Below are 24303 nucleotides of genomic sequence, written 5' to 3'. Positions count from 1 at the left end.
CCACGGCTCACCGGCTCATCAGATCCCGGAAGAACCCGTCGACGTGCGACCGCAGCGCCTCGACGCGGCGATCGCGCGCAGCCTCCGCGTCGTGCCCGAGATACGCCGGCGGATCGAGACGGCGCACGTTCGCGGAGCACTCGAACCCGGCGCACAGCAGGGTGCCGACCGAGTTCCCCGCCTTTCCGGCGCTGCCGGATCGGCGTGCAGAAAAGAACACCACGTCGTTGGGCAGGGTGACGTCGGAGCACCAGGAGCACTGGGGGCGTGACCGGGTCGGCTGCTCGGCCTGTCGGAGCTGCAGACCGACGGGGGTGCCGTCGATCTCGGCGACGACGAAGCCCAGCAGGGGCGATTTGGGGTCGCGCCAGCCCACGTAGTCGAGACGGTCCCAGTCTCGATCGGCGAGATCCGCGGGAAGGACGATCGCCTTGCGCTCGCGCAGCGAGACGTTGACGAAGCTGGATCGGATGGTGGATTCGGTGAGGGCGATCATGGTGGTCCCATCGATGGACCGGGTGGGTCCCGGTCGGACGGTGCCCGCGACGGGGCGCGGGCGAACGGAGCACTCCGCACCGACGAGGTCGGTCGCGGTGTGGCAGCGCGACGGCGGGGTCGCGCGCGGTGACGCTCAGGCGACGAGAGCCGCGGGTCCGATCGAGCCTCTGTCGTCGGCGCACGACACGCCGACGACCCCCTCACGCCCGACGGGCATCGTGGAGGAGACAGACAACATGCCTCGAGGGTACGCCTCTCACCCGCGGAGCGGGGCCGATCCGAGCACGCGCTCCACCGTCATCTCGAGAACCACCCGCTCGGGGTTCACACGCGGCTGACGGTAGCGCGCGGCGTAGAGGTCCACGGCGTGGGCAACGACCGCGGGATCGTCGGTGACCCGGGCGGGACCCTCGAAGCTGATCCAGCGTCCGCCGTCGACCGAGCAGATCGAAGCGCGTCCGGAACGCTCGGCATTGAGGAACTTCTGGGTGCCGCGCGATCCGATGACGCGGACCACCCCGTCCTCGTACGTGAAGCCGACCGGTACGGCGTGCACCCGGCCCGAGCGCCCGACGGTCGACAGGGTGGCGAGGTGGTATTCGGCCAAGAAAGTCAGGGCATCGTCGGTCAGCACGGTTCCAGCGTCCCACGTCCGGCGAGGTGCGAGACCGTTTTGCTGGCGGCATCCCACCGACGGAGGCCGACGGCATGGGCCGCGATCGGCTCGACGCCGTCATCGGCGAGCACCGCGAGAGCCTCGCCGATCCGGTCCAGCGGGAGTCGCCGCACGAGGGTCACGTGCGGCGTCCACTCGCCCGGCTTCGTATGGGGTGCGTCGTCTCCGGGCCCGGCGAGGGCGTGTACGGCCTCGTGGCACTCGAGCAGCGACGCCGTCGGCACCACCGAGCGCGCCAGGACCCGTGTGCGGCCACCGCCGAACAGAACGGGAGCGCCGAGCGTCACCTCGATCGGAAGACGGTGGTCGAGGGCGGCCCCGGGGAGATCGCGCAGCGCCGTACGGACGAGGAGTGTCAGGTGGGGACGGTTGCTCACCCCGGTATGCCTCGCCTGGCTCGGCAGCCCCGCTGCCTCCAGCAGAACCCACTCGCGACGCACTGCAGCATCCGCGGACGCATCGAGCACGAACTCCACGCTGACGACGGCACCCATCAGCGTGTCAGCGAGTCGACCACCAGGCCGCGGCCACCAGGACGGGCTGGAAGAACAACCGCGTGAATCGTCGGCGGTCGGTGTCGAGCCCGAAGGCGGAGCGCTTCTTACGCCACTGATCGACGTTGCCCGGGAAGATCGCCACATAGAACGCGGCGAGCGCGGCGCCGATGCGTCGCCGCTCCTTCGGCAGGGTGACCAGAGCGAGGCCGAAGGCGATCTCGACGACCCCGGATGCCACGACGACGGCGTCCCGATCGAGTGGTCCGACCTCCACGACCGCGTCGGGTACCTGCGCCTGAAAATCGCGCCGGGCGAACGTGAGGTGCGCGACTCCGGCGAAGGTCATGGCCAGGGCCAGAGCCCATCGAACGAGGGTTCTCATGCGGCCAGGCTAGACGGTGGGTGAGCGACCGAACGGGGCTTGACGAGCCGCCCGGGGGCCTTTCTGCGGTGCTACGCGAAGTGCTCGCGCAGCGCAACCCCCGGACGCTGGGCGCACCTGTCGATTGACTGAGGTCTGTCGACGAAGGAGGTGCCCCCGATGACGCTCACCGACAGCCCGCGCCCCGCGGTCGAGGGAGCCGACCTCGACGCACTCCTCGTGCGCGCCGCCTCCGGCGATTGCGACGCCTTCGTCGACTTCTACGACGCGACGTCGCCCCGCGTGTACGCCCTACTCGTCAGCCTGACCCGGGACGCGAACCGGGCGGCATCCCTTCTCGAAGAGATCTACGTCGAGGCGTGGGAACGGATGCGCGGGCGATCCGCGCCGCCCTGCCCCGGCATGGAGTGGATGACCGTCATCGCACATCGACACGCTACGGGGCGGCGCTGACGTGGTCAGGAGCGCTCGGAGTGGAGCGCTCTCGCCCTCACGCCGTGCGGACGGGTGCCTCGGCCGGCGCCGCGACGCCGAGATCGATCGTGAGACCGCTCGACGAGTTCGCCGAGTTGGCGTAGGTCTGCAAGAGGGCCGGGTCGAGAATCTCGGGCTCGACGGACCCGAAGACGAAACGCAGCGGGATCGACGGCTGGATCCAGATCGTGCTTCGACCGCCTGCCTCGTCGTCGACGTGGCGCCACGACATCGTGAAGCTCTCTCCGCGGCGGAGCTTCGTCGCGATGACGACTTTCACATGGGCGAGCACTCGGTCCGGGATCCGGATCGGTTGCTCGGAAGAGCCGTAGAACAGTTGGCCCATGAGCGTCCCCTTCCGGAGGTTTCGGCACTCAATATTTTACTAACTGGCCTAACTATCACCAAGTGAATTCCGCTGATATATCGGCCAGCCACCAAGTTTCTTTCCGTCTCACCAGGCCCCCCACAGATGCATCGGACCACGAAAATCTCGTTTGCCTAACTAGACTGTCGCATCGGGCGGCCGGACCCCTTACAGGAGAGCCATGACGATCGTGACTGATGACGACCCCTCCGCCGTCGCCGCCCGCGCCGTCGAGAGACTGCGACTGGCCGAGGCTCGGCTGGCCCGGCGACGCCAGACGGGCTGCGGCCCGAGCGAAAACGCACGAGCAGCAATGCGACTGATCCTCGAACGCGCCGATGAAGGTGCCACTGTGACGCCCACCGAGATCGCCCAGGCACTCGCCGTCTCGACAGCGTCCGTCACCGGCATGCTGGACCGCCTCGCCGCCGGCGGGCTGATCGGTTTCGTCGCGAACCCCGCGGATCGACGCAGCAAGTTCGTCGTGCCGTTCGATCGCAGCACCGACGCGGATGCCATCGACCCCGTCACCGCGAGAATCCGCGAGTTCGCGCTCGATCTTCCGCCCGGTGCCGCCGATCAGCTCGCCGACTTCCTCGACCGCGTGCGCGAGGTCGTCGACGCCGAGTGCCGCTGACGGCTCAGGCCGTCGCCACCTCCACCGCGTCCGGTTCCGGCTCGACAACGACCGTCAGTCCGTTCGGCGAACTCGCCTCGTGCATGAGTGCATCGATCCATCGGCGATTCACGTGCGGCGGGCGGCTTCCGTAGAAATGGAAGACCAAAGGAATAGACGGGTGGATCCAGAGCGTGCGCGTTCCGCTGCCGTCGCCCACGGGGAAATGGAACATGAAGGGCTCACCGCGGCGCAGCTTGTTCATGAAAACGAGGCGCAGGTGGGCCAGCGTACGGTCCTCGATGTCGAACGAGTGACCGGCGGCGTCGTAAACCAATTTTCCCACCGTCACAGGGTATCCACATCGCACGGTTAGCCAGTACGCACCATGACGAACGACTCCCTCTTTTTTCGGATCCTGTCCAAAAATGTCGCACGGAGTCCGGCGAGGAGTCCGTGACCGTTCGACACCGAGCGCTCGACTAAAGTCCTCAGAGTGGGGAGAACGCACCGCCCGGGCCGTCGGCGTCGGATTCCGCGGCCGGTCCTGATTGGCGGGGCGGTCGTCCTCGTCGTCGCGCTCGTCGCCGGCATCGCGGTGGTCGGCTCCCTCGTGACCTCTCTGTTCCAGACGCTTTCCGCACGCCCTCCCGCCGTCGATGTGCGCATCGTCACTCCGGACGAATCAAAGGCGGCAAAGGCCGCGGCGCAGGCGGAGCCCGGCTCGGCTCCGGCCGAGGCCGCAGCGTGGCTCGCCGCGCAGCCGACGACGTACTGGCTCACGCCCGAGATCGACCCGGTCGACGAGGTGTGGGACCGAGTGGCCCACCTCGCGGCGGAGGCTCGCGAGCAGGATGCCACGATCTCGATCGCGGTCTATGGGCTGCCCGATCGCGACTGCGGCAACCACTCCGCGGGAGGGCTCGACCCCGACGCCTACGCAGCGTGGACCGCACGCATCGGAGATGCTCTGCGCAATGCCTCCGACGTCCGGAAGATCGTCGTCCTCGAGCCCGACAGCATCGCGCTCGCCCCCTCGTGCGGGTCGCTCCAGGACCGGGCAGGCTATCTGCGCACCGCCGTGGACAACATCCGCGGGGTGGACACGTGGATCTACATCGACGGCGGCCACTCGGCCTGGCATTCCGCGGCGGAGATGGCCGACCTGCTCACGTCGACCGGATTGCTCGGCGAGGTTCGCGGGGTCGCACTGAACGTCTCGAACTACCAGGACACGGCGAACGAGTTCGACTACGCCCACCGGTTGTCCGACCTCGTCGGCGGGACGCACGCGATCATCGACACGTCTCGCAACGGTGCCGGCCCCGCCGGGTCGGAGTGGTGCAACCCGGGTGGTCGCCTCGTCGGCGCGGCCAGCGGCGCCTACGGCGACGGCGTCGTGGACACGACACTGTGGATCAAGCCGCCAGGCGAAAGCGACGGCGAGTGCAACGGCGGCCCGGTCGCGGGGACGTGGTGGCCGGATGCCGCCGTGGAACTGACCCGCGAGAGCCGATGATTGCGACGCGACCGGTCTCGGGCTAACCGTAAGCGCTGCGAAGTATGTAAGGATGTCGCTCGGCCGGTCTGTGGCCACCGCACCTCGGGGAGAGCGCGGGCACGGGAGACGTGCGACTTTGGAAGAGTGGTGGGATGAGCGACAGCACCGAGATGCTGAAGACGGCCGTGATCGTCGAGGACGACCCCGACATCCGCCACCTCCTCGTCGAGGTTCTGGAGTCGGCGGGTTTCTCCACGGTGTCGGTCGGTAACGGCATCGACGGGGTCCGGGCGGTCATCGCCTATCAGCCCCTCATCACCACGCTCGACGTGAATATGCCCGGGATCGACGGTTTCGAGGCCGCCCGGCGCATCCGTCAGCAGAGCGACACGTACATCATCATGCTCACCGGGCTCGAGGAAGAGGCCGACGTCGTCCTCGGTCTGGGCGCCGGCGCCGACGAGTACGTCGTGAAGCCCTTCCGCCCGCGTGAGCTTCGGGCGCGGATCGAGGCCTTGCTCCGGCGGCCACGCTCGGGCGGCCCTGCGGTCACCGCCCCGCGCCAGGACAGCGTCGGCCCCTCGTTCCCGGGCGCCCGCCCCGCCCCCGAAGCGGTGCCACCCACTGCGGCTGAGCCGGCACCGGCGCCCGCCGCCCCGCTGCCGAGCACTCCGGTCGTCGTTCCCTCGTCGCAGGGCCCCGACCCGTGGGCGTCCACGACCGCGCCAGGGAACGAAGTGGCGCCCCGCGCCGGGGCCGAGGTCGCCTCGCGCGCGCACGGAGAGCTCACCCCGACCGGCGGCCCCTGGATCGTGCACCGTGACCTCCAGCTCGACCCGGACAGCCGCATCGTGCTGGTGGACGGATTCGAGCTCGATCTGACCCGCACGGAGTTCGACCTGCTCGCGACCCTCATGGAGTCCAAGCGGCGGGTGCGCAGCAAAGCCGATCTCACCCTCGTCCTGCGCGGGGAGTCGTACGTCACCAGCTACTTCGTGGGCGAGGCTGACAAGCGCGCCATCGAGGCACACATGACCAATCTCCGTCGCAAGCTCGGTGACAACCCCGCCAACCCTCGCTACATCGAGACCGTCCGCGGGGTGGGCTACCGCCTCACCTCGGAGCTGATGGCCGCCCCCTGATCCCGGCGGAACATAACGGATGCCTCGACCCTCCCCAGGGCCGAGGCATCCGTTTTCTCTGACGCGTTCGGGTCGCGATCAGACCTTGAATCCGTGGTGACGACGGACGAGCTTGGAGAACATCAGAAGGGTCTGGAGGACGGTGACCACGCCGACGATGGGCCAGCCGATCCAGAGGATCGAGGACTGCACCACCGGTCCCACCAGGACCCAGATGACCGCGAGGGCGATCGCGACGCCGATGAGCACCACCATCGGGGCCCAGTGCCCGAGCCCGCCACCACGCTCGGCCTTGGCCTGCATGGCCCAGTTGTCGACCTTCTTCCGCGAGAGGAAGCGGGTCCAGGAGCGCACGAAGTGGCTGATGCGGATCCACATGAAGATCTCGGCGGGGAAGAAGAGGATGGCGAAGAGCACATCGGTACGGTTGACCGCCGCCATGGTGCGCGCGATGCGCAGGTTGAGCAGCATCGCCACCACCGGTGGGATCAGCCACAGCGGCGAGAAGACGAAGGCGTTGATCGACAGCGATCCGGCCAGCAGCGTCAGGAACGCCACGCGCACGAAGAGGTTGGTGAGCATGCCGAAGTTCTCGAACCAGCGCAGACGCAGGTTCGGGTGGAACGGCTGGCCCTTCGTGTCTCCGCGCTGGCCGGGCCACATCAGCTCGATGGCACCGTAGGTCCACTTGACCTGCTGGGCGTCGTACCCGGACAGGGTCGTCATGCCGCCCACGTTGGCGCGGGCGTACGGGCTGATCTTGGTCAGGTAGCCGGCGCTCTTGATCTGCAGCGAGAGCAGCGAGTCCTCCACCTCGGAGTCCTTCACCCACGGCGTGACCTGGTGGTTCTGCTTCATCGCTTCGCGCAGCGCGTTGGTGGAGAAGATCGAGAACTGCCCGCCGAGCACCGCCATGTTGCGGCCGCGCAGCAGGTTCTGCAGGTTGAACGCCGCGAACTGCGTGCGCTGACCGGCCGTGAGGAAGCGGGCGATCAGGCCCTTGATGGGCTTGTCGTCGATCGTGTAGATCGCCGAGATGCCGCCGATGCGGGAGTCCGACACGGCCTCGGTCTCGAGGTACTCCACCGCTTTGCTGTCAGCGATGGTGTCCCCGTCGACGCCCAGCAGATAGTCGTAGCCCTCGACGAGGGAATAGCCGTAGTTGAGAGCCCCGACCTTCTTGTCGGGGTTCTTGCCGATGTCGTGGACGAACACCTCGGTGAACTGCTCACCGAGGTCGGTGTGGATCTCGTGCGGGCCGCTGTAGCCGGAGGCGATCTTGACGGTTGCGTCCGAGGTGTTGTTGACGACGACGTGGATGACATCGGGCACACGTGTCTGACCGAGCAGAGCCTCGATCACATCGGCGATCGACTCCTCCTCGTTGTAGGCGGGGATGATGCATCCGATCGTGGAGCGGTGCACCGTGGAGTGCTCCAGCACCGACGCGAAGTCGTCCGGGAACGCGTGCTCCTCGACGACGGGGCCGGCCGCGCCACCCGCGGGGTAGGCGAGCGCCCGGGTCTGGGGAGCGAAGCTTCGCGCATCGGTCATGGCGGTGTCTTCCTGTCGGAGGGGCGGCGGTTCAGCCATGTCCCACTCTGATAGGTTCACCGCAAGGCCACCGCCGAACATGACCACCGTCCCCGCAAGGTTTCCTCAAGATTCCCTCGGGGCCCCGGCACAGGGAGAGCTCCGACGATGGTCGTTCTCGACCTCCTCGCCGCCATCGCTGCGGCCTCGGTCGCCGGCGCCGCACTGTTCCTGGCGCACGGCCGTCACGGGGACGACCGCGGCGGCCCCCGTGCCGAGCTCGTCCGGTACATGGGGGTTGCGGCCCTTGCAGCTTTGGCGTGCTCGATTGCCAACGTGGTGGAGGTCGCGGGCGGAGGCACCTTCGCCGCCGCGGTCGGCAACGCCACGAACGTCGTGACGGTGGGCTTGGCCTGGGCCGGGGCCCGGCGCCTCAACGCGCGCCGGGCGATCGGCGCCGCGACGACGGGGGCCGCCGCCATCCTGATGCTGGCCGTCACTTTCGTCGTCAGCCTCGACGACGCGACGCTGGTGAAGACCGCCGGCCTGGTCGTCTTCGCCGCACTGTCGGCGGTGGAATTCGGTCGACGCCCCGTCCGTGAGTTGTCCGGCTCACGGATTCTCGTGGTGACGCTCGTCGTCTTCGGGGCGTTCAACCTCTACCGCCTGGCGGTCAGCGCCACCGTCGGCATGTCATCCGCGCTGTGGCAGCACACCGCCTCGACGCAGATGACGACGATCGTCAGCGCCCTGGCTATCGTCGGCATGGGGTACGGATCCGTGCGCCTGGGACGTCAATTGGACGACGACCCCGCGCCGGGCACGCGCGCGCACGATCGAAGGAGCCTGCGCCAGGCCGCACAGTCGATCCTTCTCGCGCACGGTCGGGTGCACACCCTGATCGTGCGCGTCCCCGAGATCGATCTGATCCGCGCGGCGCACAGCGCCCGGCGCGCCGAGGAGATGATCACGGTGCTGGTCGACGCCGTGCACGAGGCGATGCCCGGCGCCGTCGCGGGGGTTCCCGCGCGCAACACGGTCTTCGTGCTGCATCCGGGATCGGTCGTCCGCACCGACGTCGAAGCGCGCATCCGCCGCGTGTTCGCAGACCAGATGCCGCTGATCGATTACACCGACACTCCCGACCTCTCGTTCGAGCACCACGCCGTCAGCGACGTCCACGACCTGTCGCTACTGATGGAGAGTCGGCGGCTCCGCCCCGGCTCACACGCAGTCCCCCGCGCGTGAGCCGACGGGGACGCTCTCAGTTCTGGTTGCTGGTCTGTCCCCAGCCCGGCGCCCGCCCGGTGCTCGTCCCCGAGTCGGTGGGCTGACCGGCCGACGCGGAACCGTCCGACTCGAAGATCGCAATGGGCAGGTACTGGTAGACCGTCTGCTGCGTGAAGGACGTTTCGGAGTTGGCTGAGCCCTCGACCGCGATGTTCAAGGCGAACTCGAGCGTGATGCCGTAGCTGTCGTTCGGAAGCTGACGGATCGAGGTCGAGGGCACGAGAAGCCCGCCCTGGAAGCTGTTGAGCAGGAGACCGCGGTCGGACCGCAGGGTGTCGGAGGGGACGAGCGTGCGAGGGTCGGCGCTGAACTGGAACGGGTTCGACACCTGGCCACTGGTCTGCGCGGTCTGCGACGTGATGGATACGGACGAGATGTAGACGCGGCGCTTCTGGGTGAGCACCGCCTTCTCGTCGACACGGTGATCGTGCACGTTGAGGGCGAAGCCGAACTGCTTCTCGTTCGACGAGGTCCACTCCATCGTGCGCTTCGGGTCGACCGCCCAGACGTCGAGGCGCAGCTCCAACCCGTCGGCGACTTCCGACGAGAGCGAAACCGACCCGTCGTAGGTGAAGCGGGAATCGAAGGGCATCTCGGACGACGTCGCCTGCGGCGAGGGGGTCGCCACGACGACCGACTGTCCGTTGCCCGAGGTCTGGGCCTGGATGGCGTTGAAGGCGTCGACGACCTGAGTGCACCCCGTCAGGGTGATCGGTCCGCCGAGCGCGACGACGGCGGCGAGCGCGAGGGCACGCACGGTACGGCGGTGAGTGGAGCTGCTCACGGGGTTCTCCTGGATCTGAGGGCGCGGGTGCGCAGAGGTCGACGAAACGACCATCACGCTGCGGGATGCAGGCCTCAGGGGGAGTCTGACCGGACGACGCGACGGGTAGGGCGCGAAAGGGCGAGCAGAGACAGGATGGCGCGCAGAAGACTACACCATGGTCGATACACTCGATAACATGCCAGCGGTGAGGAGCGGTCCGCGCGCGACGTCGCCCGTCGTCGCCGACGCCGACGAATCCGGCGGCCCGAGCAGTCGTACTCGATCCGTCTGGCTGCTGCAGCTGGTCCTGGGCGCGAGCGTCGTGATCACGGTTCTCCTCGTGCAGGCCCTCGAGCCGTCGCTCTTCGCCGTGTGGACGTTCTCGACGGGAGTGGGCGTCGTCATCGCGCTGACGGCGGTGGCGATCATGGTGCCGTGGCACCGCTTGCCCCGCAACGCGGTCGCGCTCATCCCCTTCGGCGACATCGTCGGGATCGGTCTGCTGAGCTTCGGGACCGATCTGCGGTTCGGATTCTTCTGGGTGTTCCCCATCACCTGGATAGCCACCCACTTCGTCCTCAGCATGATGGTCGCCTCGCTCGCCGCGGTGGGGGTCATCATCGTCGCGGATGCCTCGGTCAACGGCGTCGGACCCGCGACCGCCCTGCGTCTGATCGTGGTCCTGCTGTCTCTGACGTTCATCGCCATCACCGCTTTCCTGTCGTCGCGCCAGACGCGCGCCTTCAAGCAGTTGCTCCGCCGACAGGCGAGCCGGCTCCAGGGCACTCTGCAGCGCGTCACCGGGCAGGAGCGTCGGGTATCGCAGATGCTCAACGGGCTCGACACGGGAATCGCCCGACTTTCGGTGGACGGCGAAGTCCTGGCCCTCAACGACACCTATGTGAACCTCTACGGAATCGAACGCGACGAGCCTTCACGTCCCGGCGGCGCCGTCGAGTACGCGACTCTGCGCGGCGAGCCCCTGCCGGAGTCCGAGCGGCCCTTCGCCCGCGCGGCCCGCGGTGAGCAGTTCGAGGACGAACGGCTGTGGCTCTTCGACGCCCAGGGAGATTGGCACGCTCTCTCGGCATCCACTCGCCGCCTGGTGTCGTCGGACGAGCCCGAGAGCACCCTGCTGATCGTTCACGACATCACCGCGCTCATCGAGGCGGAGCGCGCTCGGGAGCGCCTCGCCGCCACCGTGTCGCACGAGTTGCGCAACCCTCTCACGGCCATCATCGGTCACGCGGACCTGGCTCTGGACGCGCCGGATCTGACTCCGAAGGTGCGCGAGCAGCTCGAGGTCATCGCGGGTGCCGGCGAGCGCATGCAGACCCTCATCTCCGAGATCCTCGCCAATTCACGCGGAGTCTTCCGCGAAGAGAAGGCAGCGACCACGACGGATGCCAGCCGCATCATCGCCTCGTCCTTGGAATCGTTCCGTCCGGCCGCTGCCGCGCGTCGCGTGACCGTGAGCGACGACCTGCCCGCCATCGCCGAAGTGGTCGGCGATGGCTTCCGCCTGCGACAGGCGTTCGACAACATCCTCAGCAACGCGATCAAGTACACGCCGGGGGGCGGGAGCGTGCACATCTCCGGCGCCGTCTTCGACGACCATGTCGAGCTCACCTTCACCGACACCGGGATCGGCATCCATCCCGAAGATCTGCCACGCATCTTCGACCCGTACTTCCGCGCCCGCGCCGCGCGAGAGAGCCCGACTCCCGGCACGGGGCTGGGGATGGGGATCGTCCGCAGCATCGTCGAGGAGCAGGGCGGGTCGCTCGAGCTCGAGAGCGAGGTCGGAACCGGGACCACGGTGACCGTGCGTCTCCCCTCACGGCCGGGAGCCGCCGAGGCATGACGACGCAGGACACTCTCGCCAACCTGGGATTGGCGCAGGCCACCGTCGCGACGCTCGCGACCGTGATGGTCATCGGCCTCGGGTTCCTGCACAGACCGTCGCGCGCCGCCTTGCTCTGGTCGCTGGCGTTCGTGCTGGCGATGTCGAGCACCTGGATCTCGGTTGCGGGCTCGGTCATCGGCGACGAGGCGGTGCGCCGAGCGGGCCTCGGGCTGATGTTGGGCGCGCCGGCCCTCATCTGGTCGCGATTCCGCGCTCGCCGCCACGTGCCCGCACTGCCCTGGATCGCGGTGCTGCAGTCGATCGCGACCACGGCGGCATTCGTCCTCGCCGTCGACCCTCGTGTCTACGGGATGACATTCCGCGTCGCGTTCTTGGGCGCCGCCGTCTTCGCCGGGCTCACGATCGCCGAGATCCGCCGCGCCGCTGATCGCCTGGAACGACTCGCGCTGCCCCTCACCATCGTGTCCGCGGGATTCGTGGCCCTGGCGGGCGCGATCGTCGTGGCGGGCCTGGCTCTCCCCTCGAACGCCCAAGACCTCCAGCTTCCCCGCATCCTGAACGGGCTGGCGATGCTGATCTACCTGGTGTGCGCGACCGTGAGCGTCCTGTATTTCACCTCGGTCTCGCCCGTGGGTATGCGCGCCGCGAGTTCTTGGCCCCAGTTCTCGGTGACGGCCGCTGATCGCCTTTCCCGCGCACGTCGCGCGCAGGAGATCTCCTGGGCCGTGTTGGCGATTCGTCTGGATGACCCGGACCAGATCCGAAGCACGATCGGCGAGAACAGCTGGAACCGTATCGTCGCCGCCTTCGAGGCCCTCGTCGCCGCGACGCTCCCGGCCGAGGCCGATATCGGACGCCCGGCGCGCGGGCGTGTGATCGCGGTGGTGTGCCGTCCCGGTCTGGTCTTGCGGGAGCACGTCCGGACCTTGCTGCGCCGCGTCACCGAAATGGATGCCGACGAGTGGTCGGACGTCCAGCTGTCGGCCAGCGTGGGCTGGGTGCCCGCCGAGTCGGCCGGATACGACCTGACGACGCTGGTTCAGCGGGCCGAAGAGGCAGCGCTGACCGCGAGCGGCCTGGGTGGCGACCGTTGGGAACGGCTACGCGCCTGATCAGCCGACGGGCGGCGCTATGGCGACCGTGAGCGTGTCGGTCGCCGTCTGCTTGGAGAATTCGCTCGAGGTCGGTGTGGTCTGCAGCAGGAACTCGTACGTGAACTGCAGAGTCACGAAAGTCGCGTCGGCGGGCACTTCCCCCACGTTGAAGGTCTGCGAGTAGCTGTAGGGCGCGAGCACCACATACCCGGGTGGGTTGCTCTGGTCGACCTGGGGCGAGAGCGGCGCGAACGACTGCGTGGCGTTGCCGGGCACCGCCGTCATGGTCGCCCGCTGCAGGTAGACCTGCTGTCCGTCATTGGGCGTGACGGTGGTGGCCATGGAGATGCTCACGGGCTTGAGCGCCGATGCAGACCATCGGTCCATGGAGAGAGTGGACCAGTACTTGACCGTCGCCGCGATGGCTCCGGCGGCGATCTTCTTCTCCGTCGACCCGCTGGACAGATCGTTCGCCACGGGCGTCGGCACGGGCACAATCGATGCCGAGGGGATCGGTGAGGGCGAGGTCTCCCCGCCGCCTTGAGCCCAGGGCGGTGCACCGCACCCCGTCAGCGCGAGCAGCGTCACCGCCGCGCCGATCGCACTCAGCGCGGCACGGCCGCGGCGCACCCGCTCCCCCATGAATCCTCCTGTGGTCTTCTCTCGAGTCTAGGCGGCGGCGGGTCGCCGGGAGCGGGGACGCGACACGGGGGCCGCTGGGCCGGGACAGAGATCGAGGCACGGACGCGGGAAGCGCGGGAGACACCCACCCTTTACGCAATCGAAACTCCCCCCGCTGGCGTCGTCCGCGCGCATGAGGGATAGTCGAACAGGGGGGATTCGGATCGCGCATCGGATCACCGTCGGCCCGTTGCACGTGCCGTGCTCGGACTCTTGTCCTCGACGCTAGTGGGTGCCGAATGAAGAACACGTTCGTCCGTTCCTTGGCCGCTGCCTCGATCGTCGCGGGATGTGCCCTGGCCATCCCGAGCGTCGCCCACGCCGCGACGGTCGACCCGCCGGAGGATGCCACGTCCCACGCCTCGGCCAGCAGCACCGGCGCGAGTGGCGCCCCGATGCTGGGCTACTGGATCGGCGGAGGCTCTCTCGCCCTCGCGGGCGGCGCGATCGCCGTGGGCGCCACAGTGCGCCGCCATCGTCACCACCACGACATCTGACGCCTCTCCCGTCACGCGGCGGGGCCGCCGTGAGCCCCGCTCCGTTCTGGCGATGTGGCTCGCGGGCGTGGACGTCAGCGGCGCAGCAGCGGTCGGGATTCGCGCCGCGCGGCGTCGGCGTCACGCCATCGGCAGAAGCCGGATCAGGACGTCACGGAGGACCGCGTGCCCGTCACCTCGGCGGTGATGAGAATCGGCAAGTGGTCGCTCAGACCCTGAGGGAGGGTCCTGATGTGCGCGATGTCGAAACCGATCGAGGTCGCGAAGTCGTAGTGACCCCGGAAAAACCGGTAGCGCGTGTAGGTGCGGGAATCGCTCAGCGTCAGTTCGTAGCCCTGATCGCGCACCGCTTGGCCAAGGTTCTCCTTGAAGACGGGGTAGTTGTAGTCGCCCACCATCAACGTCGGCAGCCCCGCCCCGAGGTTCTGCAGCTCCGTGAGGGCCGTGCGGATCTGGTGGCGGCGGAGCGAGTTCAGCGCGGTCAGTGGCGCGGCGTGGAAGGACGCGACGATGATCTCGTGGCCATCGTCGATGTCGCGGAGGCGAACACCGAGCATGCGCTCCTCGGCCGGCTTCAGGACGTAGTCATGCAACGACTTCTTCAGCGCGATCGACCGGACCTCGACCGCACGGAAGGTGTTGGCGCGATAGTAGACGGCGAGCCCGAGCCGATTGCGCTGGGTCGCCTCAGCCAGGCGCAGCCCCGCGATCTCCGTCGGAATATCTTGCGTGTCGTACTCCTGGAGGCACAGCACATCGACCGCATGCGCGTCGACGAGGGCGGCGAGCTCACCGGCAGCGCGATGCTTTCGCAGGTTGTAGGAGATGACCTTCATGGCGTAGCCAGCCTAGGGCGGCGTACCCCGCAGCTTCCTGAGGGTTGCGAAACACTCAGGAACCGATGTCGGCGGCGTCCCGGCGATTGCGCGTCTGTTCGGCACGGGATGCCAGGAGCTCATCGACCGGGTAGCCGACCTCCGCCAGCACGAGCCCGCGGGCGGCGAGCACCTTCGTGTCCGGAGTCCGCGCGGCCGCGTCGCGGATCTCGACGACACGCTCCACCGGTATGCGCCCTTCACCGACGGCGACGCACGCCCCGACGAGCGCACGCACCATGCTGTGACAGAACGCGTCGGCTCGGATGTGCGCAACCAGCACTCTGTCCGCGTCGCGGTGCCAATCGAACTCCAGCAGCGTCCGGATCGTCGTCGCCTCTTCGCGGGCCTTGCAGTACGCCGCGAAGTCGTGGAGCCCGATCAGGCTGCGGGCCGCGGCATCCATCGCCTCCACGTCGAGGTGCGCCTTGACCGTGGTCGTGTGGGACCGCTCGAGCGGGTCGTACCCCGTGGTGAGATCGGCGATCCGATAGGCGTATCGACGCCACACCGCGGAGAAGCGGGCGTCGAAGCCCTCCGGCGCGCGCGCGGCGCGCGTCACGGTGACGTCCGGATACGCGCCCAGAACGCCCTGGATACGACCCGAGAGCGCCGCAACCGCGTCCGTCTCGTCGCCCTCGCGACGCCGCCGCGCGATGCGCGACACTTGCGCCTCATCGAGGTCGACGTGCGCCACCTGTCCCGAAGCGTGCACGCCGGCATCCGTTCGGCCGGCCACGACGAGGCGCGGATCTCCGCCGACGATTCGGGCCAGCGCATCCTCGAGGGTGCCCTGGACGCTGCGCAGCCCCGGCTGCCGGGCCCACCCTCGGAAATGCGTGCCGTCGTAGGCGATGTCGAGACGGATACGCACACGTCCAGCCTACGTGCACCGCACGAAGACGACTGAGGCCCCCTCCGTGCGGGAGGGGGACCCAGGACAAGAGAAGAGGATTACGCCTTGGCGTCGTCCTCGACCGCGTCAGCGGCGGCAGCCTCGGCGGCCGCGCCCTCCTCGGGCGACTCGGCGCCGGCATCGGCGGCCTCATCCGCGGCGGGGGTCTCCTCCGCGGCGGTCTCCTCGGCGGGAGCCTCCTCGGCGGGGGTCTCCTCCGCGACCGGGGCGGCAGCCGCTGCGGGGGCGGCAGCCTTCGACGCCGACGGCTTCTTGGTGACGGGCTCGAGGACGAGCTCGATCACGGCCATGGGGGCGTTGTCACCCTTGCGGTTGCCGACCTTCGTGATGCGGGTGTAGCCACCCTCACGGTCGGCGACCAGCGGAGCGATCTCGGTGAAGAGGGTGTGCACGACCTCCTTGTCACCGATCACCGACAGGACGCGGCGGCGGGCGTGGAGGTCACCCCGCTTCGCGAACGTGATGAGGCGCTCAGCGAGCGGACGCAGGCGCTTGGCCTTGGTCTCGGTCGTCTTGATCGACTTGTGGGTGTACAGGGCCGCAGCGAGGTTCGCGAGAAGCAGGCGCTCGTGGGCCGGGCCGCCGCCGAGACGGGGACCCTTCGTGGGCTTGGGCATGTCGTGTTACTCCAGTAGGAAGGTTCGGTCGGGTCCGACGGGTCAGACGGTCTCGTCGTCGTAGCCGCCGAAGAACTGAGCGCCGTCGAAACCGGGCACCGAGTCCTTGAGCGACAGGCCGAGGGAGGTGAGCTTGTCGCGCACCTCGTCGACCGACTTCTGACCGAAGTTGCGGATGTTCATCAGCTGCGTCTCGGAGAGGGCGACCAGCTCGGAAACGGTGTTGATGCCCTCGCGCTTGAGGCAGTTGTACGAGCGCACCGAGAGGTCGAGGTCTTCGATCGGCATCGACAGCTCGTTCGAGAGGACCGTCTCGACCGGCGCGGGGCCGATCTCGATGCCCTCGGCCTCGACGTTCAGCTCGCGGGCGAGCCCGAACAGCTCGGTGAGCGTGCGGCCGGCGGAGGCAACCGCGTCGCGGGGAGCGATCGACGGCTTCGACTCGACGTCCAGGACGAGCTTGTCGAAGTCGGTGCGCTCACCGGCACGGGTGGCGTCGACGCGGTAGCTGACCTTGAGCACGGGCGAGTAGATCGAGTCGATCGGGATCTGGCCCGCCTCGGCGTACTCGTTGCGGTTCTGGGTCGCCGACACGTAGCCGCGGCCACGCTCGATCGTGAGCTCGAGCTCGAACTTGGCGGTGTCGTTGAGCGTGGCGATGACCAGCTCGGGGTTGTGCACCTCGACGCCCGCGGGAGCGGAGATGTCGGCGGCCGTGACCTCGCCGGCACCCGTCTTGCGGAGGTACGCGGTGATGGGCTCGTCGCGCTCGCTCGAGACCACGAGCTGCTTGATGTTCAGGATGATCTCGGTGACGTCTTCCTTCACGCCCGGGATGGTGCTGAACTCGTGCAGGACGCCATCGATGCGGATGCTCGTGACGGCCGCGCCGGGGATCGACGACAGGAGGCTGCGACGCAGCGCGTTGCCGATCGTGTAACCGAAGCCGGGCTCCAGCGGCTCGATGACGAAACGGCTGCGGAACTCCCCGATCTTCTCCTCGGTCAGAGTGGGACGCTGTGCGATGAGCACTATGTGTTCCTTTCGATCACGTGCCCGCTATATGACACGTGTAATGGGGTGAGGTGTTGAGTTGTACTCGTCGGATGTCACGCGCCCGGGGGCAGCGTGGCATCCGAATGTCCGTGGGGTGCGTGAGAGCACCAATGTTCCCGGGGAGTGACACGCACTCCCCGGGAACGACGGTGATCAGACGCGGCGGCGCTTCGGCGGACGGCAGCCGTTGTGCGCCTGCGGCGTCACGTCCTGGATCGAGCCGACCTCGAGGCCGGCGGCCGTGAGCGAACGGATCGCGGTCTCGCGACCCGAACCCGGGCCCTTGACGAAGACGTCGACCTTCTTGACGCCGTGCTCCTGCGCCTGGCGGGCAGCGGACTCCGCGGCCATGCCTGCGGCGTACGGGGTCGACTTGCGCGAGCCCTTGAAGCCGACGCCACCGGACGAAGCCCAGCTGATGACGGCCCCGGACGGGTCGGTGATCGAAACGATGGTGTTGTTGAACGTCGACTTGATGTGGGCCTGACCCACGGCGATGTTCTTCTTCTCCTTGCGGCGCGGCTTGCGCGCGGCGGACTTGGCCTGTGCCATGTGCGGTTCTCCTGGATCCTGCGCCGGCGGAGGCCTAGCGCGCCTTCTTCTTGCCGGCGACGGTGCGCTTGGGTCCCTTGCGGGTACGAGCGTTCGTCTTCGTGCGCTGACCGCGCACCGGGAGGCCGCGGCGGTGGCGCAGGCCCTCGTAGGAACCGATCTCGACCTTGCGGCGGATGTCGGCGGCCACCTCGCGACGGAGGTCACCCTCCACCTTGTAGGTGCCCTCGATGTGGTCGCGCAGAGCGACCAGCTGGTCGTCGGTGAGGTCCTTGACGCGGACGTCCGGGCTGATGCCGGTCGCGGTGAGGATCTCGGTGGAGCGGGTGCGGCCCACGCCGTAGATGTAGGTAAGTGCGATCACCACGCGCTTGTCGCGCGGGATGTCGACGCCGGCGAGACGTGCCATGCGGCTCTCCTCAGAGTGTCGTGGAGGTGTGGAGCAGGATCGGTGCTCGGGCCTCCGCCCCGAGGTGTCCCCCGCATCGCGGGTTCTGATCCTGCCGTTGTGTGTTCAGTTGGAAGTCGTACGTGGAGTCCGAGGGGACTCAGCCCTGGCGCTGCTTGTGACGCGGGTTGCTCTTGCAGATCACCATGACGCGCCCGTGACGACGGATCACCTTGCAGTGGTCGCAGATGGGCTTCACGGAGGGGTTGACCTTCATGGGGGTGTTTCCTGTTCGCTGTCTTCGATCCGCCGAAGCGGTTCGTTACTTCTCGGCCGGACTCAGCGGTAGCGGTAGACGATGCGACCTCGCGTGAGGTCGTACGGGCTCAGTTCGACGACGACGCGGTCCTCGGGGATGATGCGGATGTAGTTCTGCCGCATCTTGCCCGAGATGGTGGCGAGCACCTTGTGACCGTTGGTCAGTTCGACACGGAACATCGCATTGGGCAGTGCCTCGGACACCGTGCCCTCGATCTCGATGACACCGTCTTTCTTCGCCATAAACTCGCTCACGCTCATTGCAGACCGGCCGGTCTGCGGTGGATGGGGATTTGGTGCTGCGACACGCCAATAAAGGCGCAACGCACCAAAGATCAAGCATACGTGGTAGAGCGCGATGCGGCAACTCGCCGCCTCGGCTCACCCGTTCAGTCGGTCGACGATGTCCTTCTGCGGGTCGCCCGAGAGGTCCTTCGAATTGGTGAGCACGGTGCCGTTGATGGCGATCGTCGGCGTCGAGACGCTGCTCACGCCCGACTGCACCGGCGTCTTCTTCGTCAACGCGGTGACGTACTTGGAGTACGTACCGTCACTGATGCAGGACGTCACGGCATCCGACGCGCCGGCATCCTTCGCGATCGAGGCGAGCGTCGCGTCGTCGAGGCCCGCGGTGCCTTCCTTCGGCTGCTGCGCATACATCGACTTCACGAACGCCGGAATGTTCGCGGGATCGTCGACGGCGACGCAATAGGCGGCATTGGCCGCGCGCGTCGAGTACTGCGTGCCCTGCGACTGCGAGTCGAGGATCGCGATCGGGTGGATGTTCAGCGTGATCGTGCCGTCGTCGGCCAGCTGCTGCAGCGTCGAACCGTACGCCTGCTCGAAGTTGTTGCAGACGGGGCACATGAAGTCGATGTACGTGTCGACGGTCTGGTCGCCCGAACCGACGGCGATCGCGCCCGTATCCGCGTTCACGGCCGAAGACTCGGGCAGGGTTCCCGGTGAGGTCGCCTGACTGTTGGCGAACCAGACCACTCCCCCGATCACGAGGACGATGACCACCGCAGCGGCCGTCACCCCGATCGCGAACCAATTCGTGGACTTGCGTGCCGCGGCCATCATCATGCGTCGATCTCCTTCGGCACCACACCGAACGGTGCCAGCTTCGCCGCACCGCCATCGGGAGCGGTGAGGACCCAAACACCTCCATCGTGCACGGCAACGCTATGTTCCCAATGAGAGCCGGCGGTGCCGTCGACCGTCGAGACCGTCCACCCGTCGTCGTCGACCTCGGTCGCCTGATCGCCGATGACGACCATCGGTTCGATCGCGACCGCGAGTCCTGGACGCACTTCGGCACCCCTGTCGGGGACGCGATAGTTGAACACGCTCGGCGCCTCGTGCATCTTGCGCCCGATCCCGTGACCGACGTAATCCCGCAGGATTCCGTATCCGCCCGCGGGGGCGTTGTCTTCGATGTAGCCCTCGATCGCCGCGCTCACCTCACCGAGGTGCGTCGCCCGGCTCAGAGCGGCGATGCCCGCCCACAGCGAGCCCTCCGTCACCTCGGAGAGACGGCGCCGCGGCGCCACCACATCCTCGGGCGCGTCACCGGGAACGACCATGGTGAACGCCGAGTCGCCGTTCCACCCGCGGAACTCGGCGCCGGCGTCGATCGAGAGCAGGTCGCCCGCCCGCAAAGGCCGATCGTTCGGGATGCCGTGCACCACCTGCTCGTTCACAGAAGCGCAGATCGTATGCCGATACCCCCGCACCATCTGGAAGTTCGACTTCGCACCGCGCTCGATGATGACGCGCGAAGCCGCCGCATCGAGTTCGAGCGTGGTGACCCCGGGCGCGATCATCGCGCGAACGGCATCCAGAGCCGCCGCGGTGATCAGGCCGGGCTCGACCATCGCTCGCAGCTGCGCGGGCTTCTTGTAGATCGAGGAACGCAGCACCACGTCAGTGCGCCGGACGAAGACCGCGCGCTTCGAGCGCCGCGAAGATGCGCGCGGTGATCTCGTCGAGACCGCCCACGCCGTCGATCTCGTCGACGATGCCGCGCGTGGCGTACACGTCGAGGATCGGGGCGGTCTCGCGCTCGTAGATGGCGAGACGAGTCGCGATAGCGTCCTCGGTGTCGTCGGCACGACCCTGCTCGACCGCACGCGCGGTCAAACGCGACATCGACTCATCCCGCGGCACGACCAGCGCGATGACGGCATCCAGCTTCTCTTCACGCCCCTCGAGGAACTCGTCCAGGTGCATCACCTGGGCGAGATTCCGCGGATATCCATCGAGGAGGAAGCCCTCGGCCGCATCGGCCTGGGACAGGCGGTCGCGGACGACGGCGCTCGTGAGCTCGTCGGAGACGAGGTCTCCCGCGTCGATGATGGACTTGACCTGCAGACCCAACTCGGTGCCCTGTGCGACGTTGGCACGGAAGACGTCGCCCGTGGAGACGACGGGGACACCGAGCGCTTCGCCGACACGGACCCCCTGCGTTCCCTTGCCCGAGCCCTGAGGTCCGACGATCAGAAGACGCGCGGTCATCGCAGCAGCCCTTCGTAGTGACGCTGCTGAAGTTGCGCGTCGATCTGCTTCACCGTCTCGAGTCCGACGCCGACGATGATGAGGATCGACGCTCCGCCGAACGGGAAGTTCTGGTTGGCACCGACCGTCGCCAGCGCCACGAGCGGCAGCAGGGCGATGAGGCCGAGGTAGATGGAACCGGGCAGCGTGATGCGCGTCAGCACGTAATCGAGGTACTCGGCGGTCGGACGGCCGGCCCGGATACCGGGAATGAAGCCGCCGTACTTCTTCATGTTGTCCGCGACGTCGACAGGGTTGAACGTGATCGCGACGTAGAAGTACGTGAAGCCGACGATGAGCAGGAAGTAGACGAGCATATACAGCGGGTGGTCGCCACGCGTGAGGTACTGCGAGATCCACGTGACCCACGGAGCCGGTTCCTGACCCGCCTGAGGCTGGTTGAACTGCGCGATCAGCGCGGGGATGTACAGGAGCGACGACGCGAAGATGACCGGCACGACACCGGCCATGTTCACCTTGATCGGGATGTAGGTGTTGGTGCCCCCATACGTGCGTCGACCGACCATCCGCTTTGCATACTGCACGGGGATACGCCGCTGTGACTGCTCGACGAACACCACGAGCGCGACCACGACGATGCCGACCGCGAGGACGAGGAGGAAGACTTCCACACCACGCGTGTTCAGGATGGCGAGCATCGCGGCGGGGAACGTGGCAGCGACGGACGTGAAGATCAGGATGGACATGCCGTTGCCCACACCGCGCTCGGTGACGAGCTCGGCGAACCACATGACCAGGCCGGTGCCGGCGGTCATCGTGATGATCATGAGCAGCTGCGCCCACCAGATGTCGTTGGTGAGCAACTGCTGGCACTCGGGAGCACCGTTGCCGAGCAGCTGCCCGGAGCGAGCGACCGTCACGAGGGTGGTGGACTGCAGGAGCGCCAGAGCGATGGTCAGGTAGCGCGTGTACTGCGTGAGCTTGGCCTGGCCGGCCTGACCCTCTTTGTACAGCGTTTCGAAGTGCGGGATGACGACGCGCAGAAGCTGCACGATGATCGTCGCCGTGATGTACGGCATCACTCCGAGAGCGAAGATCGACAGCTGGAGGAGGGCGCCGCCCGAGAAGAGGTTCACCAGGGAGAGCAAGCCCTCGGTGCTCCCGGACTGAGCGAGACAGCTCTGAACGTTCGGGAAGTCGACGAAAGGCGTCGGAACGTGGGCACCCAGCCGGTAGATGGCGATGATGCCCAGCGTGAAGGCGATCTTCCGCCTCAGGTCGGGCGTGCGAAAGACCCGCGCGATGGCGCTGAACAAGGGGAATCCTCCAGAACGATCTCGGCGCGCAACAGGGCGCACACGGAATCAGACTAACCCAGAAGGGGCCGACGGCCACACGGCCGCCGACCCCTCACAGGATGATGCGTCAGTTGATCGAGCCGCCGGCGGCGACGATCTTCTGCTCCGCAGAGCCGGAGACCTTGTCGACCGACACGTTGAGCGCGACCGAGATGTCGCCGGTGCCGAGCACCTTGACCTTCTCGTTCTTGCGAACGGCACCCTTGGCCACGAGGTCGACGACGGTGACGTCGCCGCCCTGGGGGTAGAGCTCGGCCAGCTTGTCGAGGTTGACGACCTGGTACTCGACCCGGAACGGGTTCTTGAAGCCGCGGAGCTTCGGGGTGCGCATGTGCAGCGGCATCTGCCCACCCTCGAAGCCAACCTTGACCTGGTAACGGGCCTTGGTTCCCTTGGTACCGCGACCGGCCGTCTTACCCTTGGAGCCCTCACCGCGACCGACACGGGTCTTCGCGGTGTGAGCGCCCGGGACGGGACGGAGGTGGTGGACCTTCAGCACGCCGGGGCGCGCCGTGGGAGCGGCATCCTTCTTCGCGGCCGGCTTACGGGCCGCTGCCTTCTTCGGGGCGTCGACCGTGGCGGTCTCGTCCTTCTTGTCAGCCATTAGTCGATCTCCTCAACCTTGACGAGGTGGGCGACGGTCTTGACGTAGCCGCGCGTCTGCGCGTCGTCGGGACGGACGACCGAGTCGCCGATCCGCTTGAGACCGAGCGAGCGCAGCGTGTCGCGCTGGTTCTGCTTCTCGCTCACCTTGGACTTGATCTGCGTGACCTTCAGACGCTCGGCCATCAGGCACCTACCTTCTGAGCGGCGGCCTCGGCGCGCACGAGGCGGGCCGGGGCGACCTGGTCGAACTCCAGACCGCGGCGGGCGGCCACGGCGCGGGGCTCCTCGAGCGACTTCAGCGCCTCGACGGTCGCGTGCACGATGTTGATCGTGTTCGACGAACCGAGCGACTTCGAGAGGACATCGTGGATGCCGGCGCACTCGAGGACGGCGCGGACGGGACCACCGGCGATAACACCGGTACCGGCAGCGGCGGGGCGCAGGAGCACCACACCGGCGGCAGCCTCACCCTGGACGGGGTGCGGGATGGTCGAGCCGGAGCGGGGGACGCGGAAGAAGTTGCGCTTGGCTTCCTCGACACCCTTCGAGATGGCGAGGGGGACTTCGCGGGCCTTGCCGTAGCCGACACCCACGACACCGTTGCCGTCGCCCACGACGACGAGCGCCGTGAAGCTGAAGCGGCGACCACCCTTGACGACCTTCGACACGCGGTTGATCGTCACGACGCGCTCGAGGAACTGGCTCTCGTTGCGGTCGCGCGAACCACGGTCGCGCTGGTTGGCGTTGCGCTCGCGACCACCGCGGCGGGGCTCGCGCTCACGCTCGGCGGGTGCCTGGGACCCAGCCGCACCCTCAGTCGGTGCAGTCTGCTCGGTCACTTCGGTCTCCTTGTTGTCACTCACAGGTTCAGCCCTCCTTCGCGGGCGCCTTCGGCGATCGCGGCGACACGACCGGCGTAACGGTTGCCGCCGCGGTCGAACACGACGTCCGAGAAGCCGGCGGCCTTGGCACGCTCGGCGACGAGTTCGCCGACCTTGCGGGCCTTGGCGGTCTTGTCACCGTCGAACGAGCGCAGGTCGACCTCGAGGGTCGAGGCCGAGGCCACGGTGTGACCCTTGCTGTCGTCGACCAGCTGGACGAAGACGTGGCGGGCCGAACGCGTCACGACGAGACGGGGACGGAGCTCCGTACCCACGACCTTCTTGCGCAGACGAGCGTGGCGACGCGCGCGGGCGGCGGACTTTGTCTTGATAGCCAT

Annotated in this window: 33 protein-coding genes; 8 read left to right on the top strand and 25 right to left on the bottom strand. The window is 67.8% G+C overall.

The features are described 5' to 3' along the window. Positions 1 to 7 precede the first annotated feature (7 nt). The 4 genes from AC3WLZ_RS02820 to AC3WLZ_RS02805 form a co-directional block, all read right to left on the bottom strand. Positions 8 to 496, bottom strand: a complete 489-nt coding sequence (locus AC3WLZ_RS02820; RefSeq protein ID WP_412923573.1) for an FBP domain-containing protein — start codon at positions 494 to 496, stop codon at positions 8 to 10. 258 nt (positions 497 to 754) lie between these two features. Beyond that, positions 755 to 1132, bottom strand: a complete 378-nt coding sequence (locus AC3WLZ_RS02815; RefSeq protein WP_492468973.1) for a PPOX class F420-dependent oxidoreductase — start codon at positions 1130 to 1132, stop codon at positions 755 to 757. Further along, entirely contained in the window at positions 1126 to 1668 is a 543-nt protein-coding gene (locus AC3WLZ_RS02810; protein ID WP_492468972.1) for a 2'-5' RNA ligase family protein, read from the bottom strand. The genes AC3WLZ_RS02815 and AC3WLZ_RS02810 overlap by 7 nt, the downstream gene beginning before the upstream one ends. 7 nt (positions 1669 to 1675) lie before the next feature. Further along, positions 1676 to 2053, bottom strand: coding sequence for a DoxX family protein (locus tag AC3WLZ_RS02805; protein WP_412923570.1), 378 nt, complete (start codon positions 2051 to 2053; stop codon positions 1676 to 1678). Positions 2054 to 2212: 159 nt separating this feature from the next. On the opposite strand from AC3WLZ_RS02805, the gene AC3WLZ_RS02800 reads away from it, so the two are divergent. Then, positions 2213 to 2506 (top strand): sigma-70 family RNA polymerase sigma factor, encoded by a 294-nt coding sequence (locus AC3WLZ_RS02800; RefSeq protein WP_492468971.1) that lies wholly within the window; start codon positions 2213 to 2215, stop codon positions 2504 to 2506. Between the two features lie 37 nt (positions 2507 to 2543). Here the strand turns inward: AC3WLZ_RS02800 and AC3WLZ_RS02795 are convergent, their stop codons facing one another. After that, positions 2544 to 2873 (bottom strand): DUF7882 family protein, encoded by a 330-nt coding sequence (locus AC3WLZ_RS02795; RefSeq protein WP_492468970.1) that lies wholly within the window; start codon positions 2871 to 2873, stop codon positions 2544 to 2546. Positions 2874 to 3075: 202 nt separating this feature from the next. Between AC3WLZ_RS02795 and AC3WLZ_RS02790 the strand changes: the two genes are divergently transcribed. Beyond that, positions 3076 to 3531: a MarR family winged helix-turn-helix transcriptional regulator gene (locus AC3WLZ_RS02790; protein ID WP_412923567.1), complete on the top strand. Its 456-nt coding sequence runs from the start codon at positions 3076 to 3078 to the stop codon at positions 3529 to 3531. 4 nt (positions 3532 to 3535) lie between these two features. Here the strand turns inward: AC3WLZ_RS02790 and AC3WLZ_RS02785 are convergent, their stop codons facing one another. Further along, positions 3536 to 3862, bottom strand: coding sequence for a DUF7882 family protein (locus tag AC3WLZ_RS02785; protein ID WP_412923566.1), 327 nt, complete (start codon positions 3860 to 3862; stop codon positions 3536 to 3538). Between the two features lie 144 nt (positions 3863 to 4006). On the opposite strand from AC3WLZ_RS02785, the gene AC3WLZ_RS02780 reads away from it, so the two are divergent. Then, positions 4007 to 5029, top strand: coding sequence for a glycoside hydrolase family 6 protein (locus AC3WLZ_RS02780; protein ID WP_492468969.1), 1023 nt, complete (start codon positions 4007 to 4009; stop codon positions 5027 to 5029). A gap of 134 nt (positions 5030 to 5163) precedes the next feature. Next, the gene (locus AC3WLZ_RS02775) at positions 5164 to 6153 is read left to right on the top strand and encodes a response regulator transcription factor (protein ID WP_492468968.1); all 990 of its coding nucleotides are present in this window, start codon (positions 5164 to 5166) and stop codon (positions 6151 to 6153) included. A gap of 78 nt (positions 6154 to 6231) precedes the next feature. Here AC3WLZ_RS02775 and AC3WLZ_RS02770 read toward each other — a convergent pair whose 3' ends face one another. Then, positions 6232 to 7707 carry a glycosyltransferase family 2 protein gene (locus tag AC3WLZ_RS02770; protein WP_492468967.1) on the bottom strand — a complete coding sequence of 492 codons (1476 nt, stop codon included), beginning with the start codon at positions 7705 to 7707 and terminating at the stop codon, positions 6232 to 6234. A 147-nt stretch (positions 7708 to 7854) separates the two neighbouring features. Here AC3WLZ_RS02770 and AC3WLZ_RS02765 point away from each other — a divergent pair, with 147 nt between their 5' ends. Further along, on the top strand, positions 7855 to 8934 hold the full coding sequence (locus AC3WLZ_RS02765; RefSeq protein ID WP_492468966.1) for a hypothetical protein: 1080 nt from the start codon (positions 7855 to 7857) through the stop codon (positions 8932 to 8934). 16 nt (positions 8935 to 8950) lie between these two features. Here the strand turns inward: AC3WLZ_RS02765 and AC3WLZ_RS02760 are convergent, their stop codons facing one another. Beyond that, positions 8951 to 9760, bottom strand: a complete 810-nt coding sequence (locus AC3WLZ_RS02760) for a fructose 1,6-bisphosphatase (protein ID WP_492468965.1) — start codon at positions 9758 to 9760, stop codon at positions 8951 to 8953. A gap of 178 nt (positions 9761 to 9938) precedes the next feature. On the opposite strand from AC3WLZ_RS02760, the gene AC3WLZ_RS02755 reads away from it, so the two are divergent. Then, entirely contained in the window at positions 9939 to 11606 is a 1668-nt protein-coding gene (locus AC3WLZ_RS02755) for a sensor histidine kinase (RefSeq protein ID WP_492468964.1), read from the top strand. After that, positions 11603 to 12721, top strand: coding sequence for a hypothetical protein (locus AC3WLZ_RS02750; protein WP_492468963.1), 1119 nt, complete (start codon positions 11603 to 11605; stop codon positions 12719 to 12721). Before AC3WLZ_RS02755 ends, AC3WLZ_RS02750 begins: the two co-directional genes overlap by 4 nt. Here AC3WLZ_RS02750 and AC3WLZ_RS02745 read toward each other — a convergent pair whose 3' ends face one another. Beyond that, on the bottom strand, positions 12722 to 13345 hold the full coding sequence (locus tag AC3WLZ_RS02745) for a hypothetical protein (RefSeq protein ID WP_412923558.1): 624 nt from the start codon (positions 13343 to 13345) through the stop codon (positions 12722 to 12724). Between the two features lie 278 nt (positions 13346 to 13623). On the opposite strand from AC3WLZ_RS02745, the gene AC3WLZ_RS02740 reads away from it, so the two are divergent. Further along, the gene (locus AC3WLZ_RS02740; protein WP_412923557.1) at positions 13624 to 13881 is read left to right on the top strand and encodes a hypothetical protein; all 258 of its coding nucleotides are present in this window, start codon (positions 13624 to 13626) and stop codon (positions 13879 to 13881) included. Between the two features lie 143 nt (positions 13882 to 14024). Here the strand turns inward: AC3WLZ_RS02740 and AC3WLZ_RS02735 are convergent, their stop codons facing one another. The 16 genes from AC3WLZ_RS02735 to rplR form a co-directional block, all read right to left on the bottom strand. Next, positions 14025 to 14717 (bottom strand): endonuclease/exonuclease/phosphatase family protein, encoded by a 693-nt coding sequence (locus AC3WLZ_RS02735; RefSeq protein WP_412923556.1) that lies wholly within the window; start codon positions 14715 to 14717, stop codon positions 14025 to 14027. A gap of 55 nt (positions 14718 to 14772) precedes the next feature. Beyond that, positions 14773 to 15630, bottom strand: a complete 858-nt coding sequence (gene truA, locus AC3WLZ_RS02730; RefSeq protein ID WP_412923555.1) for a tRNA pseudouridine(38-40) synthase TruA — start codon at positions 15628 to 15630, stop codon at positions 14773 to 14775. Positions 15631 to 15710: 80 nt separating this feature from the next. Continuing rightward, on the bottom strand, positions 15711 to 16289 hold the full coding sequence (gene rplQ, locus AC3WLZ_RS02725) for a 50S ribosomal protein L17 (RefSeq protein ID WP_412923554.1): 579 nt from the start codon (positions 16287 to 16289) through the stop codon (positions 15711 to 15713). Between the two features lie 42 nt (positions 16290 to 16331). After that, the gene (locus tag AC3WLZ_RS02720) at positions 16332 to 17321 is read right to left on the bottom strand and encodes a DNA-directed RNA polymerase subunit alpha (RefSeq protein WP_022879045.1); all 990 of its coding nucleotides are present in this window, start codon (positions 17319 to 17321) and stop codon (positions 16332 to 16334) included. A gap of 177 nt (positions 17322 to 17498) precedes the next feature. Then, positions 17499 to 17897: a 30S ribosomal protein S11 gene (gene rpsK / locus AC3WLZ_RS02715; RefSeq protein ID WP_013583990.1), complete on the bottom strand. Its 399-nt coding sequence runs from the start codon at positions 17895 to 17897 to the stop codon at positions 17499 to 17501. A 34-nt stretch (positions 17898 to 17931) separates the two neighbouring features. Then, positions 17932 to 18306, bottom strand: coding sequence for a 30S ribosomal protein S13 (gene rpsM, locus AC3WLZ_RS02710; RefSeq protein WP_063256596.1), 375 nt, complete (start codon positions 18304 to 18306; stop codon positions 17932 to 17934). Between the two features lie 139 nt (positions 18307 to 18445). Then, positions 18446 to 18562 carry a 50S ribosomal protein L36 gene (gene rpmJ / locus AC3WLZ_RS02705; RefSeq protein ID WP_005050492.1) on the bottom strand — a complete coding sequence of 39 codons (117 nt, stop codon included), beginning with the start codon at positions 18560 to 18562 and terminating at the stop codon, positions 18446 to 18448. A gap of 62 nt (positions 18563 to 18624) precedes the next feature. Next, complete coding sequence (gene infA, locus AC3WLZ_RS02700; RefSeq protein WP_013583992.1) at positions 18625 to 18846, bottom strand: translation initiation factor IF-1; 222 nt, start codon at positions 18844 to 18846, stop codon at positions 18625 to 18627. A 138-nt stretch (positions 18847 to 18984) separates the two neighbouring features. Next, on the bottom strand, positions 18985 to 19689 hold the full coding sequence (locus AC3WLZ_RS02695; protein ID WP_492468962.1) for a DsbA family protein: 705 nt from the start codon (positions 19687 to 19689) through the stop codon (positions 18985 to 18987). Further along, positions 19686 to 20528 carry a type I methionyl aminopeptidase gene (gene map / locus AC3WLZ_RS02690; RefSeq protein ID WP_492468961.1) on the bottom strand — a complete coding sequence of 281 codons (843 nt, stop codon included), beginning with the start codon at positions 20526 to 20528 and terminating at the stop codon, positions 19686 to 19688. The genes AC3WLZ_RS02695 and map overlap by 4 nt, the downstream gene beginning before the upstream one ends. Before the next feature lies 1 nt (position 20529). Then, the gene (locus AC3WLZ_RS02685) at positions 20530 to 21120 is read right to left on the bottom strand and encodes an adenylate kinase (RefSeq protein WP_492468960.1); all 591 of its coding nucleotides are present in this window, start codon (positions 21118 to 21120) and stop codon (positions 20530 to 20532) included. Then, on the bottom strand, positions 21117 to 22436 hold the full coding sequence (gene secY, locus AC3WLZ_RS02680; RefSeq protein WP_412923550.1) for a preprotein translocase subunit SecY: 1320 nt from the start codon (positions 22434 to 22436) through the stop codon (positions 21117 to 21119). Before secY ends, AC3WLZ_RS02685 begins: the two co-directional genes overlap by 4 nt. Before the next feature lie 109 nt (positions 22437 to 22545). Next, the gene (rplO, locus tag AC3WLZ_RS02675) at positions 22546 to 23082 is read right to left on the bottom strand and encodes a 50S ribosomal protein L15 (protein WP_492468959.1); all 537 of its coding nucleotides are present in this window, start codon (positions 23080 to 23082) and stop codon (positions 22546 to 22548) included. After that, positions 23082 to 23267, bottom strand: coding sequence for a 50S ribosomal protein L30 (gene rpmD / locus AC3WLZ_RS02670; RefSeq protein ID WP_013583998.1), 186 nt, complete (start codon positions 23265 to 23267; stop codon positions 23082 to 23084). Before rpmD ends, rplO begins: the two co-directional genes overlap by 1 nt. Continuing rightward, complete coding sequence (gene rpsE / locus AC3WLZ_RS02665) at positions 23267 to 23947, bottom strand: 30S ribosomal protein S5 (RefSeq protein WP_022877829.1); 681 nt, start codon at positions 23945 to 23947, stop codon at positions 23267 to 23269. Before rpsE ends, rpmD begins: the two co-directional genes overlap by 1 nt. Continuing rightward, a complete protein-coding gene (gene rplR, locus AC3WLZ_RS02660; RefSeq protein WP_022877830.1) occupies positions 23944 to 24303 on the bottom strand; it encodes a 50S ribosomal protein L18 in 360 nt (119 codons plus the stop codon). Before rplR ends, rpsE begins: the two co-directional genes overlap by 4 nt.

The sequence above is a fragment of the Microbacterium sp. FW305-3-2-15-F-LB2 genome (genome assembly GCF_058787255.1).
Note: the sequence above shows the minus strand (reverse complement) of the source record. Positions and strands in the feature narration are given on the sequence as shown.

What these genes read in the sequence shown, in the direction of transcription:
- AC3WLZ_RS02820 (WP_412923573.1), bottom strand. Translation starts at nt 496, where the DNA reads ATGATCGCCCTCACCGAATCCACCATCCGATCCAGCTTCGTCAACGTC.
- AC3WLZ_RS02810 (WP_492468972.1), bottom strand. Translation starts at nt 1,668, where the DNA reads ATGGGTGCCGTCGTCAGCGTGGAGTTCGTGCTCGATGCGTCCGCGGAT.
- AC3WLZ_RS02805 (WP_412923570.1), bottom strand. Translation starts at nt 2,053, where the DNA reads ATGAGAACCCTCGTTCGATGGGCTCTGGCCCTGGCCATGACCTTCGCC.
- AC3WLZ_RS02800 (WP_492468971.1), top strand. Translation starts at nt 2,213, where the DNA reads ATGACGCTCACCGACAGCCCGCGCCCCGCGGTCGAGGGAGCCGACCTC.
- AC3WLZ_RS02795 (WP_492468970.1), bottom strand. Translation starts at nt 2,873, where the DNA reads ATGGGCCAACTGTTCTACGGCTCTTCCGAGCAACCGATCCGGATCCCG.
- AC3WLZ_RS02790 (WP_412923567.1), top strand. Translation starts at nt 3,076, where the DNA reads ATGACGATCGTGACTGATGACGACCCCTCCGCCGTCGCCGCCCGCGCC.
- AC3WLZ_RS02775 (WP_492468968.1), top strand. Translation starts at nt 5,164, where the DNA reads ATGAGCGACAGCACCGAGATGCTGAAGACGGCCGTGATCGTCGAGGAC.
- AC3WLZ_RS02770 (WP_492468967.1), bottom strand. Translation starts at nt 7,707, where the DNA reads ATGACCGATGCGCGAAGCTTCGCTCCCCAGACCCGGGCGCTCGCCTAC.
- AC3WLZ_RS02765 (WP_492468966.1), top strand. Translation starts at nt 7,855, where the DNA reads ATGGTCGTTCTCGACCTCCTCGCCGCCATCGCTGCGGCCTCGGTCGCC.
- AC3WLZ_RS02755 (WP_492468964.1), top strand. Translation starts at nt 9,939, where the DNA reads ATGCCAGCGGTGAGGAGCGGTCCGCGCGCGACGTCGCCCGTCGTCGCC.
- AC3WLZ_RS02750 (WP_492468963.1), top strand. Translation starts at nt 11,603, where the DNA reads ATGACGACGCAGGACACTCTCGCCAACCTGGGATTGGCGCAGGCCACC.
- AC3WLZ_RS02745 (WP_412923558.1), bottom strand. Translation starts at nt 13,345, where the DNA reads ATGGGGGAGCGGGTGCGCCGCGGCCGTGCCGCGCTGAGTGCGATCGGC.
- AC3WLZ_RS02740 (WP_412923557.1), top strand. Translation starts at nt 13,624, where the DNA reads ATGAAGAACACGTTCGTCCGTTCCTTGGCCGCTGCCTCGATCGTCGCG.
- AC3WLZ_RS02735 (WP_412923556.1), bottom strand. Translation starts at nt 14,717, where the DNA reads ATGAAGGTCATCTCCTACAACCTGCGAAAGCATCGCGCTGCCGGTGAG.
- rplQ (WP_412923554.1), bottom strand. Translation starts at nt 16,289, where the DNA reads ATGCCCAAGCCCACGAAGGGTCCCCGTCTCGGCGGCGGCCCGGCCCAC.
- rpsK (WP_013583990.1), bottom strand. Translation starts at nt 17,897, where the DNA reads ATGGCACAGGCCAAGTCCGCCGCGCGCAAGCCGCGCCGCAAGGAGAAG.
- rpsM (WP_063256596.1), bottom strand. Translation starts at nt 18,306, where the DNA reads ATGGCACGTCTCGCCGGCGTCGACATCCCGCGCGACAAGCGCGTGGTG.
- rpmJ (WP_005050492.1), bottom strand. Translation starts at nt 18,562, where the DNA reads ATGAAGGTCAACCCCTCCGTGAAGCCCATCTGCGACCACTGCAAGGTG.
- infA (WP_013583992.1), bottom strand. Translation starts at nt 18,846, where the DNA reads ATGGCGAAGAAAGACGGTGTCATCGAGATCGAGGGCACGGTGTCCGAG.
- AC3WLZ_RS02695 (WP_492468962.1), bottom strand. Translation starts at nt 19,689, where the DNA reads ATGATGATGGCCGCGGCACGCAAGTCCACGAATTGGTTCGCGATCGGG.
- AC3WLZ_RS02685 (WP_492468960.1), bottom strand. Translation starts at nt 21,120, where the DNA reads ATGACCGCGCGTCTTCTGATCGTCGGACCTCAGGGCTCGGGCAAGGGA.
- rplO (WP_492468959.1), bottom strand. Translation starts at nt 23,082, where the DNA reads ATGGCTGACAAGAAGGACGAGACCGCCACGGTCGACGCCCCGAAGAAG.
- rpmD (WP_013583998.1), bottom strand. Translation starts at nt 23,267, where the DNA reads ATGGCCGAGCGTCTGAAGGTCACGCAGATCAAGTCCAAGGTGAGCGAG.
- rplR (WP_022877830.1), bottom strand. Translation starts at nt 24,303, where the DNA reads ATGGCTATCAAGACAAAGTCCGCCGCCCGCGCGCGTCGCCACGCTCGT.